The sequence below is a fragment of the Thiobacillus sp. genome, from assembly GCF_013693775.1.
Taxonomy (GTDB): Bacteria; Pseudomonadota; Gammaproteobacteria; order Burkholderiales; family Thiobacillaceae; genus Thiobacillus.
This window is the reverse complement of record NZ_CP059257.1, coordinates 2,805,393-2,820,250: the sequence shown is the minus strand read 5'-3', so window position 1 is coordinate 2,820,250 and position 14,858 is coordinate 2,805,393. Positions and strand designations below refer to the sequence as shown.

Here is a 14,858-nt window from a genome sequence, read left to right as displayed (position 1 = left end):
GCCGGTTGCGGCCGGCCTCACCCAAACGAAAACGGAGCCAGACGGCTCCGTTTTCGTTTGGACATCGAGAAATTCATCCTTGCCAGGCCGCGGGATACGCTATGCGCGCAAACGCTTCGAACCGGCCTGCCTCAAGCGGTTTGCTGAAGTAATACCCNTGCACCTCGCGGCATCCCTGTTCGCGCAGGAAAGCCAACTGCCCGTCCGTCTCGACGCCTTCTGCGATGGTGAGCAATCCCAGGCTGTCTGCCAGACTGATGATGGCGCTGACGATGGCACGGTCTTCCGGGTCCTCGGCGATTCCCCTGACGAAGGACTGGTCGATCTTGAGACGATGGACCTTGAAACGTTTCAGATAGCTCAGGGAGGAATACCCGGTTCCGAAGTCGTCGATCGACATGCGAATGCCGCGCTCATACAGGTTGTTCATGATCGCGATGGCTGCCGGCGCGTCGTCCATCGCCACGCTTTCGGTCAGTTCCAGTTCCAGGTACTGCGGCGGCAGCCCGATTTCTTCAAGGATCTGGCTGACCCGTTCAGGCAGATGGGGATGACGAAACTGCACGGCCGACAGATTGACCGCCATGGCCATGGGCACCAGTCCCCCATCCACCCAGGCTTTCATCTGCTGCACGGCACTGCGCATAGCCCATTCGCCGATCGGCAGAATCTGTCCGCTTTCTTCCGCAATCGGGATGAACTCGGCTGGCGCGATCGTGCCGATCTCGGGATGCTCCCAGCGCAGCAGCGCCTCCACGCCGATGAGCCCTCCGTCATGCAATGAAAGCTGGGGCTGGTAGTGCAGGCTCAGCTGGTTGCGTTCCAGCGCGCGGCGCAAGGCGTTTTCCATCTGCAGACTGCGCGCCGAGCGCGCCTGCATTTCCGCAGTGAAAAAACGGTAGGTATTACGCCCGTCGTGCTTGGCGCGATACATGGCGGCATCGGCACATTTGGAGAGTGCCTCGAAGTCTTCGCCATCGCTGGGATACATGGCAATGCCGATGGACAGCGTCACGCCCAGTTCAAACCCCTCGATCTGGTAAGGCTGTGCCACGGCTTCCAGCAATTTTTCGGCCACATGTGCCGCGCCGCCGCTATCGGTGGCGGGGAGGATCAGGATGAATTCGTCGCCCCCNTGGCGTGAAACCGTGTCCACGTCGCGTATGGCGTCTTTCAGGCGGCCGGCGACGGTGATCAGCAATTCGTCGCCAATACGGTGGCCCAGCGTGTCGTTGACATTCTTGAAGTGGTCGAGATCGGCGAACAGGATGGCAACCTGCGTGCCATTGCGCTGGGCTGCACTGAGTTCATGGCTGATGCGGTCGCCAAGCAGTGCGCGGTTCGGTAGCCCGGTAAGGGGNTCGAAATGCGCCAGACGCTGGATGTGCGCCTGCGCCGCCTTGCGCTGGGTGATGTCGCTTGCAATACCGATGTAGTGGCTTACTTCGCCTTTCTCGTCGCGCACCTGGATGATCGACAGCAGCTCCGGGTACAGGCTGCCGTCCTTGCGGCGATTCCAGACCTCGCCCTGCCAGCGGCCGTGCGCGGCGATGTCGGCCCACATCGCCGCGTAGAACGCCTTGTCGTGACGTCCTGAGGACAGTATGCGCGGATTCCGCCCCAGCACGTCGGCCTCGCTATAGCCGCTGATCGCAGTGAATGCCTGGTTGACCATCACGAGGTTGTGCTGGGCGTCGGTGATCATGATGCCCTCGCCGCTTTGCTCGTATACCTTGGCCGCGAGGCTGACTTCTGCTTCGGCCTGCTTGCGCTTGCTGATGTCGACGAACGTCGCGATCGCACCCACCGTCACGCCGTCGACGACGATGGGGTTGGACCAGTATTCAACCGGGATCGACGTGCCATCCTTGCGCCAGAACACCTCGTCGGACACATTGACCGCCTGGTTGGACAGGTAGGCGCGATGCATCTTGCATTCGCTTTCCGGATAAGCGCGCCCATCACGATAGGAATGATGAATCAGGTCGTGGGTGGACTTGCCCAGCACTTCCCGCTCATCCTGGTAGCCCAGTATGCGCAGGAAAGCGCGGTTGGCAAACGTACACTTGCCCTCGAAATCCACACCGTAGGCGGCTTCCGCCATCGAATCGAGCAGCAGTTGAAGGCGCTCCCGCGAGTCGCGCAACGCCTGCTCCGCCCGCTTGCGCTCGGTAATATCCTCCCCAGAAGAAAGCACGCTCTTCACTCTGCCCGCTGCGTCCCGCAGAACCGCGTTATGCCAGGCCACGATGCGCTCCTCTCCGCCCTGGGCCAGGATCGCATTCTCCGTGTATTCGACCGGCGTGACATTCCCTTCCAGCATCTGGACGAACCTGGTCCTGACCTCGTTTCGTATGCGTTCAGGCAGGAAATGCTCGAACCAGTCTTTGCCGAGAATGTCCGTTTCCGGCACGCCCAGCATTTCACAGCCCTTGCGATTGACGAGTTCGACGCACCCCGCGATGTTCAACGCAACCAGCATCACGCCGGCGACATTCAGGTATTGCTGGGTGCGCTCCTGCGAATCGCGCAGAGCCCGTTCCGCCTCGACCCGGGCGGTGATGTCGCGAGCGATGCCCAGCACGCCGACCAGCCGCCCCGCCGTGTCGAACATGGGCGTCTTGACCGTCTCGAACAATCCGCCACCACCGTCGGCGAAGTTCAGCCATTCCTCGTTGACGCTCGGCTTTCCAGCCTCCATGGCCGTGCGATCGTGCGCGCGAAAAAATCCGCCTGTTCCTTGTCGACCAAATCGTAGTCGGTCTTGCCGACGNATATCGGCTTCACTTGCGCCGAAGAAGCGCTCGAATATCGGATTGCAGCCCAGGTAGATTCCCTCCGTATCCTTAAGCCAGACCAGGTCGGGGATAGCATCGAGCGTGGCCCGCAACTTGCGCTGCGTCATCAGGATCTCGGCGGTGCGCTGCTCGACACGCGCCTCGAGCAGTTGTTTGTGCGCTTTCAACACAAACAGAAGCCAGGCCAGGTAGCCCAGCATCAGGCTGAACACCAGCGCCAGCACGGTCATGCCCGAGAGCCTGAACGGCTGCGCCCATCCCGCGGCCGGTGCCACGCTCAGCATCCAGGTGGCATTGGGTACCTGTACAGCCTGCACGACAGGATTGACGAGTGACATGCTCGAGGAACGAAGGATGACCTGGTTNTTCCCGCTGCCCGGCTGGACGCGCCACAGTTCATAAGCCAGGCCCTCTCCGTCGAGATGGCTCAGATGGGCCTGATCGAGCGCCTCCGGCAGGCGCATCACGACCATGGTGAAGCCCCAGAATGACGGATGCCCCGTCCTGTCTTCAAGGAATACCGGCAAACGTCCAACGATCCCCGTTCCGCCGATCGCCAGTTCAAGCGGCCCGGCGAGGGTCAGCTTGCCGCTGTCGCGGGCGCGCAAGGCGTCGTCGCGAAGCGCCGGGTCATTCAGCAGATCCAGGCCGATGCCGGCCCTGTTGCCGGGCGCCATGTCCCGGACAATCCCGTCAGGCGCCAGTGCCAGCGCGGATACGCCGGGATATAACGGCAGGATCGTCGCAGCCAGGGACGCGAAATCGGGGACACGTCCCTGTCCCTGGCGCACCAGGGCCGCCAGGGTCTGACTGGCAGACAGCGCGTGCTCGATGGCGTATTCGATCGAATGCACATGGTCGGCGGCAAGACGGGCCACGCGCGCACGTTCCGATTCCCGGGAATTCTGTTCAAACTGCCAGACGAGCGCACCCGACACGATGGCGGAGAGGAGAAAAACAATCACGCCCACAAGCAGCGGACGGTTGAGATGGTGCGTGCCTGGAACCGCCATTGCGCTCGACCCCATCGTCATGAACAAGGATCCCCGGTAATCGTGGTATACCGCCACCCAATTGCCACATCATAGTCGGTCTTTCCGCACAGGCGGCGGCAAACCGGGGCCGCGTATTCAGATCATCGCGAACCCGACCAGGGCGACTTCGTCTCCGTCCTTGACGGGCGTCGATTTTTCAGCGAACTGCTTGTTGATCGTGACGTTCAGCTTGGGATTGCCGAGCAGCATTTTTTCCATATTTCGCCGCGCTGTGACAACACGAACAACAGGCGCTCGACGTCGGTCACGTCGGGCGGCAGGGCGATCTCGTCTGACACCATGCCAAGCGTGCCCACGAGATCGCCAAAAACAAAATTTTCACCATCTGTAGACCTTTATAATCTGCGATTGACTGTCTGATTTTACCCTGTATGTCCGCCTCCNCTGAAGGGCACAAGCATCTGTTGGATAACCTCAACCCCGAACAGCGCGCTGCGGTGACACTGCCGCACGAATCTGCACTGATTCTGGCAGGCGCCGGCTCGGGCAAGACGCGGGTATTGACCACACGCATCGTGTGGCTGATCCAGACCGGTCAGGTGTCACCGCACGGCATCCTCGCGGTGACCTTCACCAACAAGGCGGCGAAGGAGATGCTCACCCGCATTTCGGCGATGCTGCCGATCAACACGCGCGGCATGTGGGTCGGCACCTTCCACGGGCTGGCCAACCGGCTGCTGCGCACGCACTGGCGCGAGGCGGGGCTGCCGCAGTCATTCCAGATCCTGGACAGTTCGGACCAACTGTCGGCGATCAAGCGGTTGATGAAGACGATGGACGTCGACACCGAGAAATACGAGCCGAAANAAGTGCAGTGGTTCATCAACGGCCACAAGGAAGCCGGCCGGCGCGCACGCGACGCCGAGGCCTTCGACGAATATTCGATGCGCATGGCCGAACTGTTCGAGGCCTACGACGCGCAATGCCAGCGCGAGGGCGTGGCCGACTTTCCCGAACTGCTGCTGCGCTCCTATGAGCTCCTGTATCGCAACGAGCCGTTGCGCCAGCATTACCAGGATCGTTTCAGGCACATCCTGATCGACGAATTCCAGGACACCAACACGCTGCAGTACCGATGGCTGAAGCTGTTCGCCGGCCCGCACACCGCCCTGTTCGCAGTCGGCGACGACGACCAGTCGATCTACGCCTTTCGCGGCGCCAACACGGCCAACATGGCCGAGTTCGAGCGCGAGTTCGCGCACGGCAACGTCATCAAGCTGGAGCAGAACTACCGCAGCCACGGCCACATCCTCACCGCAGCCAACACGCTGATTGCGCAGAACGCCCACCGACTCGGCAAGAATCTGTGGACGGCCGAAGGCGAAGGCGAGCCCATACGTGTGTTCGAGGCCTATTCCGACCAGGACGAGGCGGGCTTCGTCGTCGACGAGGTGAAGTCGCTCAACCGCGAAGGCGTGGCGCTGTCTGACATGGCACTGCTGTACCGCTCCAACGCGCAGTCGCGCGTGCTGGAACACGCGCTGTTTTCCGCCCACGTGCCGTATCGCGTATACGGCGGCCTGCGCTTTTTCGAGCGCCAGGAAGTGAAGCACGCGCTGGCCTACCTGCGTCTCCTGACCAACCCGGAAGACGACGGCGCCTTCCTGCGCGTGGTCAACTTTCCCGCACGCGGCATCGGCGCGCGCACGCTGGAACAACTGGCCGACCACGCCGCGCGTTCAGGGACGAGTCTATGGCAGGCAGCCTGCACCAGTAGCGGGAAGATGGCCGGCTTCGCCACGCTGATCGAAGCCATCAAGCAGGCCACCGCCGATCTGCCGCTGGCCGAGGTGATCGACCATGTCATCGAGGCCAGCGGCCTGGCGGATTACTACCGTGCCGACAAGGACGGTGCCGATCGCCTGGAAAACCTCAACGAACTGATCAACGCCGCTGCATTGTTTTCGGAAGAAGGCGGCCTTTCGGATGCGCCCGAAGCAACGCCGGACGGTTCTGTTCCAACCGAGGCATCGTCCGAACTGGATCGTTTTCTCGCCCATGCCGCGCTGGAAGCCGGCGAACACCAGGCCGGCGCCGGCCACGACGCACTGCAGCTGATGACGGTCCATGCCGCCAAGGGGCTGGAATTCCACGCGGTGTTCATCACCGGCCTGGAGGAGAGCCTGTTTCCCCACGAGCAGAGCGCCCATGAGGAGAATGGCCTGGAAGAGGAACGGCGGCTGATGTACGTAGCGATCACCCGCGCACGGCGGCGTCTGTACCTGTCGCACGCGCAGTCGCGCATGCTGCATGGGCAGATCCGCTACAGCCTGCCGTCGCGGTTTCTCGACGAACTGCCGGGACAGGTCTTGCTCAACCTCAACCGCCGCGATTCCGCCTATCCGTCAGGCGTCCAGCAGACTACCGGCCGCTATGGCACGCCAGCCCCGGGCAACGACACCGGCTACAAGGTGGGGCAAAGCGTCGCCCATGCCAAATTCGGTACCGGCATCATCATCGATTTCGAAGGGCGCGGCGCGGACGCACGGGTACAGGTGAAATTTCGCGACGCCGGGACGAAGTGGCTCGCGTTGGCCTACGCCAAACTGTCGCCTGCCTGAACCGGTGCGGTATCGTCTGCCCATACCGCGAAAATCGCCTGGTACGAGGCATACAGCGAACCGAACAGCACCGGCATCGCAACCAGCAGGCCGAGCAGCAGCGGCACCAGCGCAGCGATGAACAGCAGCAAGCCGAGCGCGATGCTGTTGGTCAACATCGCCAGCCAGTTGCGGGCGACGGCCTTGAGGCTCACGCCTAATGCGGTGGCCGGACGGGCGCCACCAAACAGGATCAGCGCGGGGGCGAACCAGGTGGCCATGACCAGCGGGACAAACAGCGCCATGCCGACCAGCACGGCAGGCAGGGCCTGATTCATCATGACCTGCATCTCGGCCGGCGAAGCCTTGCCGCCTTTGGCGGTGTCCATCACGGCCTGCGGGTCGAAGCCCATGGCAAGCATGATCTGGCCGATCACCAGCGCACCCAGCAACTGCACTGCACCGACCGTCATCAGCGGAATCACCGGCCCGCGCACGCCTGCCAGAAAATGCGGCAACTCGAGTTCCTTGCTCCGGTCGAGTGCGCGGTATGCCGCCATGAAGCCTGCCACCATCAGGGGCGAGGCCAGATCCGACAGCGAGCCGCCCACCAGCGGAATGAGGCCGAGCGCCATGATCGCGCCGAACATCAAGCCAAATGCGGCCGACAACAACAGAGGGTTTTTCGGTACAGGCGAAAGCCCGCGACCACCCACTGGAAACCCTGGCTGGCCGCGACCTTGCGCGGGACGTCTTGATTGGAAGCGGTATTCATGCGGCCGATTTTAACCGACGCCGCATGCAAAGATTCAGAACGCCGTAATCACCATTCCTTGATCACCCACATCGGCGGGCGCATCCCGGAATCGAGGCTGTCCTGACGGGCAAACTGGCCGTCGCCTTTNTCGTCGATGAGGTAATAGGGCTTGCCCACCTTGGGGATGACTTTCAGCATGTAGAGCTTGCCATGCGCGCGATATTCGATCACGCGCCCACCCTGGCTGCTCGGCTTGATGGTCACGGGCGGCGCATCGCCGGGGCCCGGCGCGCCGTCGGGGACGGGCGTGAGCCCGGGCGGCCGGTCGGACGGGCCGGCGGCGACGGCCAGGCCGCTCAACAGCAGGGTCAACAACAAAACGGAATAACGCATGGCAGGCTCCGGAATCAAGGCAAACAGAATGGATTTAAAACGAACGGGCACACAATTACAGATTGAACTGGATATCGCGCTCGGCCAACGACGGGATGAAGCCGCGTTTNTCATAGTGGCCGAAAATGGCGTCGACCACCTGTTCGGGGTCGTCGATGACATGCATCAGGTCGACATCCTCCGGNGAAATCATGCCTTCTTCCACCAGCCGGCCTTTCACCCAGTCGACCAGCCCCGCCCAGAACTTCGAACCCACCAGGATGATGGGAATGCGCGCGATCTTGCCGGTCTGCACCAGCGTGAGCGCCTCGCTCAGTTCATCCAGCGTGCCATAACCGCCCGGCATGACGACATAGGCGGCGGCGAATTTGACGAACATGACCTTGCGCGCGAAAAANTGCTGAAAGGTCTGGCTGATGTCCTGGTAGGTGTTCGCACTCTGTTCGTGGGGCAGCTGGATATTGAGGCCGACGCTGGGCGACTTGCCGAAGTAGGCTCCCTTGTTGGCGGCCTCCATGATGCCGGGGCCGCCACCGGAAATGACCGAGAAGCCGGCGTCGGACAGCTTGCGCGCGATGACTTCGGTCAACATGTAATACGCGTGGTCGGGCGGCGTGCGGGCGCTGCCGAAAATCGACACGGCCGGGCGGATGAACGCCAGCCGTTCGGTCGCCTCGACGAACTCTGCCATAATTCCCAGCATCCGCCATGACTCGCGTGCCGAGTAGTCGATCTCGGCGGTGCGCCCCGGGTCAGCGGCGGCGGGCAATTTTTCCAAGTGCATTTTCGAGCGCCTCGTGAACGATTCTAATGTAAGCCAGCCAAGAAAAATCCTGCTGTTGGTGGACGGCTCATCCTACCTGTATCGCGCATTCCACGCGCTGCCCGACCTGCGCAACTCGGCAGGCGAGCCGACCAATGCGATCAAGGGCGTGCTCTCCATGTTGCACAAGCTGCGGAAGGACCATGCGGCCGATTATATCGCCTGCGTGTTCGACGCGAAGGGCAAGACCTTCCGCGACGAGCTGTATCCGGCCTACAAGGAACATCGCCCACCCATGCCGGACGACCTGCGCAGCCAGATCGAACCGCTGCACGAAGCGATCCGCGCCGAAGGCTGGCCGCTCGTCGTCATCGACGGCGTCGAGGCCGACGACGTGATCGGCACGCTGGTGCATCACGCCGAGCGGAAGGGGATCCACAGCATCGTTTCCACCGGCGACAAGGACATGGCCCAGCTGGTCGACGACCATGTGACGCTGGTCAACACCATGAGCGCCGAGACGCTCGACGAGGCCGGTGTCGCCGCCAAGTTCGGCGTGCCGCCCGAGCGCATCATCGATTACCTCACGCTGGTCGGCGACGCGGTCGACAACGTGCCCGGCGTCGCCAAATGCGGCCCCAAGACCGCGGTGAAATGGCTGACCGAATACGGCACGCTCGACAACTTGATGGCGCACGCCGACGAGATCAAGGGCGTGGTCGGCGATAACCTGCGCGCCGCGCTCGACTGGCTGCCGCAGGCGCGCGTGCTGATCACGATCAAGACCGACGTCGACCTGCCTTTCGATTTCGACGATCTCGTCCTGAAACCGCGCGATACCGGCGTGCTGCGGCCGCTGTTCGAACGCTACGAGTTCCGGACCTGGTTGCGCGAACTCGATGCCGCCGCGACGGCGAACCCCGAGATCCCCGAACAGGACAGCAGCGGCAACTACCGCGCCCACTACGAAACCCTCCTCACGGAAACCCAGCTCGACACCTGGATCGCCAAGCTGAGTTCGGCACCGACGTTTGCGCTCGACACCGAGACCACCAGCCTCGATGCCATGCAGGCCGAACTGGTCGGCATCTCGTTCGCCACGGCACATGGCGAGGCGGCCTACCTGCCGCTGGCACACCACTATGCCGGCGCGCCCACGCAACTGGATCGCGACGCCGCCCTGGCCAAGCTGAAACCCTTGCTGGAAAACCGCGAACCCAAAATCATCGGCCAGCATCTCAAGTACGACCGCCACGTCTTTGCCAACGTCGGCATCGCGCTCGGCGGTGTCATCGACGACACCCTGCTGCAATCCTACGTGCTCGAAGCGCACCAGTCGCACGAACTCGGCAACCTGGCGTCGCGCCACCTCGGCCTCGCCACGATCAGCTACGACGACGTCACCGGCAAGGGTGCGGCGCGCATCGGCTTCGAACAAGTGGCAATCGAACGTGCCAGCGAATACGCCGCAGAGGATGCCGACGTCACGCTGCGCGTGCGCGATGCATTGGCGCCGCAGATCGAGGCGTCCGACAAGCTGGAATTCGTCTACCGTCACATCGAGCTGCCGGTGGCGGAAATCCTGTTCCGCATGGAGCGCACCGGCGTGCTGATCGACCGCACCCTGCTCGCCGCCCAGAGCGGCGAACTCGGCCGCAAGATGCTGGAGCTGGAGCAGCGCGCCTACCAGGAGGCCGGCCAGCCGTTCAACCTCGGTTCGCCCAAGCAGATCGGTGACATCCTGTTCACGCAAAAAGGCCTGCCGGTCGTCAAGAAAACGCCCAGCGGCGCGCCCTCCACCGACGAGGAAACCTTGGAGCAGCTCGCGCTCGACCACCCCATCGCACGCGCGATCCTCGACTATCGCGGCATGGCCAAGCTGAAGTCGACCTACACCGACAAGTTGCCGCAGATGATCGATCCGCGGACGGGGCGCGTGCATACCAGCTATTCGCAGGCCACCGCGGTGACCGGCCGGCTGGCGAGTTCCGATCCCAACCTGCAGAACATCCCCGCGCGCACCGCCGAGGGCCGCCGCATCCGCGAGGCCTTCATCGCGCCGCCCGGACACGTGCTGGTGTCCGCCGACTATTCGCAGATCGAGTTGCGCATCATGGCGCACCTGTCCGACGACGCCGGCCTGCTGACCGCCTTCGCCGAGGACCGCGACATCCACACCGCCACCGCCGCTGAAGTCTTCGGCGTACCGCTCGACGACGTCAGCGCCGACCAGCGGCGCATGGCCAAGGTCATCAACTTCGGGCTCATCTATGGCATGTCGGCATTCGGTCTGGCCAGCCAGCTCAACCTCGAGCGTGCCGCCGCCCAGACCTACATCGACCGCTATTTCGCGCGCTACCCCGGGGTGGCCGACTACATGCAGCGCACGCGCGAGACCGCGCGCAGCCAAGGCTACGTCGAGACCGTGTTCGGACGCCGGCTGTACCTGCCGGAGATCAACGCGAAGAACCCGGCGCGCCGCCAGGGCGCCGAACGCGCCGCCATCAACGCACCGATGCAGGGCACCGCCGCCGACCTCATCAAGCTGGCGATGATCGCGGTACAGAATCACCTCGACAGACAGGGCATGCAAACCAAGCTGATCATGCAAGTGCATGATGAACTGATTCTCGAAGTGCCTGAGGCGGAACGCAACGCGATCTGCGACGTGCTCCCTGCGCTCATGTGCGGCGTTGCCCAGCTCAAGGTCGTGCTCGATGCCAAGCTGGGCGTCGGTCCCAACTGGGAACGCGCCCATTGACGCGTATGCCTTTCGCGGATGGCTCGATCCTTGTGGCCTCCGGGCGCATTAACCTGTCGATGCCACTCGGATACCATTGATCGCCATGGGTAATTGCAGTCCTCTCCTTTTCGCCTCCCGCGGGCGGGCCGGTGCGGCAGTCCGCGGCACGCTCGTGGCCCTGTTCATGACATTCGGCACGCCATCGGCGGGCGCCGATCAGGGCGTCTACCGCCTGGGGTGCTGCCCCTGCAGAGCCCGAACAAGCTGGCCGTCATGTTCCTGCCTTTGGCGGAAGCCCTGAGCGAGCGCCTGGGACGACCGGTGCAATTCGTCACCGCCCCCAGCTTTTCCGCCTTCATGACCCGGGTCTCGGAAAAACTATGACATTCTCTATCTGAATCCCCTGCTGTGTTCGCGCGCCTTGGAACATGGCTACCACGTGGTCGCCAAGGTAGGCGGAGAGCCTTTCACCGGCATCCTCGTCGTGCGCCGGGACAGTCCGCTCAAGGAACTGGACCCGGCCCAGTTGCCGCCCCGACTCCGCATCGGCTTTCCCGACCCTGGTGCCTACGCGGCCACGGTCATGACCCGGCGCTATCTGTCCCGACTGGGAATCGACGTGGATCGAAGGTTCCAGGTCAAATACTTCGGCTCCCAGGATTCCGCCCTGATGGCGCTGTACTCGGGCCTGGTGGATATGGCCGGCACCTGGAAGCCTTCCCTGCGTTCCATGCCCAAGGACGTGCGCAACGATTTGCGGGTGATCGCTGAAACGCCCCCGGAACCGCAGATGCCCATCGCGGTGCGCAACGACATGTCGCCGGCTGATGCCGACGCCATCGTGGCGGTGCTGACCGAACTGGGTCAAACGCCTCGCGGTCAGGCCATCCTGGGCGGCATGGCGCTGCCCCAGGGATTCGTTGCCGCCAACGACCGGGAATATGAAAAGGTCGGCGAAGAATGAGTGTCGTGGCGCCCNCCGGTCTTGCCGTGCCGCTCGCGGGCAGCGCGCCATTACGCACAGCCTTGTTCCAGACGCTGCGCTTTCGCCTGATCCTGTCGGTGGCGCTGGTGCACGTGGTCCTGATGGGCATCTTCGCCGCCGCCGCGGTCCATGAGCAGTCTGACCGCATCGAGCTTGAACTCCTGAACCGGAGCCGCGCCCTGATCTCCATGACCGCCGTGGCCTCCACCAATACCGTGCTGACTGAAGACCTGGGCGCCCTGGCGGAAATCATCCAGAAGGTGGAACGCCAGCCCGATGTGGCGTATTGCGAAATCGCCGATTCGCGCGGCTATATCCTCGGCACCACGTTGCCGGACCGGTTGGGCAAACGCCTCCCGCCGCGGATCGACCAGTCCGACAGTTTTCCCNTGGCGCCCGGTGACCACACGCTCGACCTGCGGGAAGCCATCCAGATCGAAGGCCAGACGGTCGGCACCGTGACGCTCGGCTTGTCCACGGCCCGCATGGATTCGGCCATGCGCAAGACCTGGCTGGACGGATCCCTGTTCATCCTGCTGGCGCTGGTCGTGGGCAGCTTCGCCGCCTGGCTCCTGTCCCTGGCCACCACCCGGAAGCTGCATGACATGGTCGAGGCCACCGCCCGGATCGGCAAGGGCGACCTGGATGTCCAACTACCCATCACGTCGCGCGACGAGGTGGGCATGCTCGCCATCGCCTTCAACAACATGGTGATCTCCCTCAAACAGGCGTCGGAGGAAGCGCTGCGGGAACACCGGCAGCGCACCCAGGCGGAACGCCTCGCCTGCGTGNGGGAGATGTCCGCCAGCATCGCCCACGAAATCCGCAACNCCCTGTCGGCCGTAATCAATTCGGTCAACCTGCTAAGCGGCGACACGCTACAGGGCGAAGACCGGTCGCAAGTGATCGGCATTCTGAACAACGAGTCCCATCGCCTGAACCGCATCCTCAGCGACTTTCTCGATTTCGCCAAGATCCGCGAATCCCAGCCGGCGCAAGGCAATCTGGCGGCGTTGATCGAGGAGATTGCGAGCATGCTGCGCCAGGACCTGCCGCCCGGANAANACATCCGGGTAGCCGTGACATGCCCACCCGACGCCTGCCTGGCCGTGTTCGACCACGACCAGATTCGCCAGGTTGTATGGAACCTGGCCTTGAATGCCGTCCAGGCGATGGGGGACGATGGTCTGCTGTCCTTCCGGACCGTCCGGCGGGGCGGCAAGATCGTTGTGACCGTGGCCGACACCGGCTGCGGCATCCAACCGGATTTCATCAAGGACATGACCAAGCCCTTCGTCACCGGGCGCCGGGACGGTACCGGCCTGGGCCTGGCCATCGTCCAGCGCATCCTGGTCCAGCACCGTTCCCAGCTTTCGGTTTCCAGCGAGCTGGGCGTTGGCAGCGAGATCAGTTTTGAATTGGACAGCGGCGGATAACCATGGCGACCATCCTCATCGTCGACGACGAATTCTCCATACGANAAACCCTGGGCCTGCTCCTCAAAGGCGATGGCCACGTCGCACTGGAAGCCGCCAATCTGGAAGAGGCCCGGGCCCAGCTGGACCGCCATATCGTGGACCTGGTCATCACCGACATGCGGATCGGGCCGGAAGACGGCCTGTCCCTGCTGGCGTATCTCAAGGAAATCGCCTACCCGGCTGAAAGCATCATGATGACCGCCTACGCTTCCATCGAATCCGCGGTGGAGGCCATGCGCCTGGGCGCCTACGACTACCTGACCAAGCCGATCAACCCGGACGAGCTGCGACTGCGCATCCGCAAGGTGCTGGAACGCAGTTCGCTGCGCGAGGAAGTCACGCGGTTGCGGGGCGAGTTGCTGGGCCGCGACCGGCTCGGCCACATCGTTGCCCGCAGTGCGCGCATGGCCAGCATCCTGGAGATCGTGGAACGCATCCGGGACCGGGAGCTGCCTGTGCTCATCACCGGGGAAACCGGCACCGGTAAGGAAGTCCTGGCGGGCGCCCTCCACAGCATCAGCAACCGCAGCAAAGGCCCCTTCGTGGCCATCAACTGCTGCACCCTGCCCGAGGACCTGCTGGACTCGGAGCTGTTCGGCCATATCAAGGGCTCGTTCACTAGCGCCACCAGCAACCGCAAGGGCCTGTTCCAGCAGGCTCACGGCGGCACCCTGTTCCTGGACGAGATCGGCGACATCAGCCCGCGCCTGCAGGCCAAACTGTTGCGCGTCCTCCAGGAAGGCGAGGTGCGGCCGGTGGGCGGCGAAACCTCGGTCAAGGTGGATGTGCGCATCATCGCCGCCACCAACCGGGACCTCGAACACATGGCGGCGGAGAATACCTTCCGCAGCGATCTGCTGTTCCGCCTCGACGTACTGCGCATCGACATTCCGCCACTGCGGGAACGCCAGGAGGACATCCTGCCGCTGGCGGAACATTTCCTGGACATGGAACGAGAGCGTCTCAAGCATGCCGAACTGGGCCTGAGCCCGGCGGCGAAGCAAAAGCTGCTCGCCTATGACTGGCCGGGCAATGTGCGGGAATTGAAGAACGTCATCGAACGAAGCTTCGCCCTGTACTCGGGACCCGTGCTGGGCGCCGACGAAGTTGCCATCACCATGCACGCGTCGAAGCCCGCCGCCGACAAGCGGAAGACCCTGGCCGAGATCGAGGCGGACTACATCCGGGAGACCCTGGATGCCTGCCAGGGCAACCAGGTGGCCGCCGCTCGCCGTCTGGACATCAGCCGCTCGACCCTGCGCCGCAAATTGCAGGACATGGGCGTGCTGGCCGTGGCCGATTCCGATCCAGCCCTGTAGCGTAATGATTCACGGCAATGGCCGGCG

Annotated in this window: 11 protein-coding genes; 6 read left to right on the top strand and 5 right to left on the bottom strand. The window is 63.4% G+C overall.

Translation table 11 applies throughout. The features are described from left to right. Window positions 1-73: 73 nt before the first annotated feature. Together HZY77_RS13865 and HZY77_RS13860 are read right to left on the bottom strand one after the other, a co-directional pair. Window positions 74-3,811 (bottom strand): EAL domain-containing protein, encoded by a 3,738-nt coding sequence (locus tag HZY77_RS13865; RefSeq protein WP_296815929.1) that lies wholly within the window; start codon window positions 3,809-3,811, stop codon window positions 74-76. A 117-nt stretch (window positions 3,812-3,928) separates the two neighbouring features. Continuing rightward, on the bottom strand, window positions 3,929-4,051 hold the full coding sequence (locus tag HZY77_RS13860; RefSeq protein ID WP_296815926.1) for a MoaD/ThiS family protein: 123 nt from the start codon (window positions 4,049-4,051) through the stop codon (window positions 3,929-3,931). Between the two features lie 173 nt (window positions 4,052-4,224). Here HZY77_RS13860 and HZY77_RS13855 point away from each other — a divergent pair, with 173 nt between their 5' ends. Then, the gene (locus HZY77_RS13855) at window positions 4,225-6,414 is read left to right on the top strand and encodes a UvrD-helicase domain-containing protein (protein ID WP_296815923.1); all 2,190 of its coding nucleotides are present in this window, start codon (window positions 4,225-4,227) and stop codon (window positions 6,412-6,414) included. Here the strand turns inward: HZY77_RS13855 and HZY77_RS13850 are convergent. The 3 genes from HZY77_RS13850 to HZY77_RS13840 form a co-directional block, all read right to left on the bottom strand. Continuing rightward, a complete protein-coding gene (locus HZY77_RS13850) occupies window positions 6,390-7,067 on the bottom strand; it encodes a BPSS1780 family membrane protein (RefSeq protein ID WP_296815921.1) in 678 nt (225 codons plus the stop codon). The two genes, HZY77_RS13855 and HZY77_RS13850, sit on opposite strands and share 25 nt — an antisense overlap. Before the next feature lie 149 nt (window positions 7,068-7,216). After that, complete coding sequence (locus tag HZY77_RS13845) at window positions 7,217-7,543, bottom strand: DUF2782 domain-containing protein (protein WP_296815918.1); 327 nt, start codon at window positions 7,541-7,543, stop codon at window positions 7,217-7,219. Between the two features lie 55 nt (window positions 7,544-7,598). Then, window positions 7,599-8,327, bottom strand: a complete 729-nt coding sequence (locus tag HZY77_RS13840; protein ID WP_296815915.1) for a TIGR00730 family Rossman fold protein — start codon at window positions 8,325-8,327, stop codon at window positions 7,599-7,601. Between the two features lie 13 nt (window positions 8,328-8,340). On the opposite strand from HZY77_RS13840, the gene polA reads away from it, so the two are divergent. From polA to HZY77_RS13815, 5 genes are all read left to right on the top strand, one after another. After that, on the top strand, window positions 8,341-11,067 hold the full coding sequence (polA, locus tag HZY77_RS13835; RefSeq protein ID WP_296815912.1) for a DNA polymerase I: 2,727 nt from the start codon (window positions 8,341-8,343) through the stop codon (window positions 11,065-11,067). Window positions 11,068-11,286: 219 nt separating this feature from the next. Beyond that, window positions 11,287-11,433 (top strand): PhnD/SsuA/transferrin family substrate-binding protein, encoded by a 147-nt coding sequence (locus tag HZY77_RS13830; protein WP_296815909.1) that lies wholly within the window; start codon window positions 11,287-11,289, stop codon window positions 11,431-11,433. 37 nt (window positions 11,434-11,470) lie between these two features. After that, window positions 11,471-12,013 (top strand): phosphate/phosphite/phosphonate ABC transporter substrate-binding protein, encoded by a 543-nt coding sequence (locus HZY77_RS13825; protein ID WP_296815907.1) that lies wholly within the window; start codon window positions 11,471-11,473, stop codon window positions 12,011-12,013. After that, complete coding sequence (locus HZY77_RS13820; RefSeq protein ID WP_296815863.1) at window positions 12,010-13,470, top strand: ATP-binding protein; 1,461 nt, start codon at window positions 12,010-12,012, stop codon at window positions 13,468-13,470. Before HZY77_RS13825 ends, HZY77_RS13820 begins: the two co-directional genes overlap by 4 nt. Before the next feature lie 2 nt (window positions 13,471-13,472). Then, complete coding sequence (locus tag HZY77_RS13815; RefSeq protein ID WP_296815861.1) at window positions 13,473-14,831, top strand: sigma-54 dependent transcriptional regulator; 1,359 nt, start codon at window positions 13,473-13,475, stop codon at window positions 14,829-14,831. The last annotated feature ends 27 nt before the right edge of the window (window positions 14,832-14,858 follow it).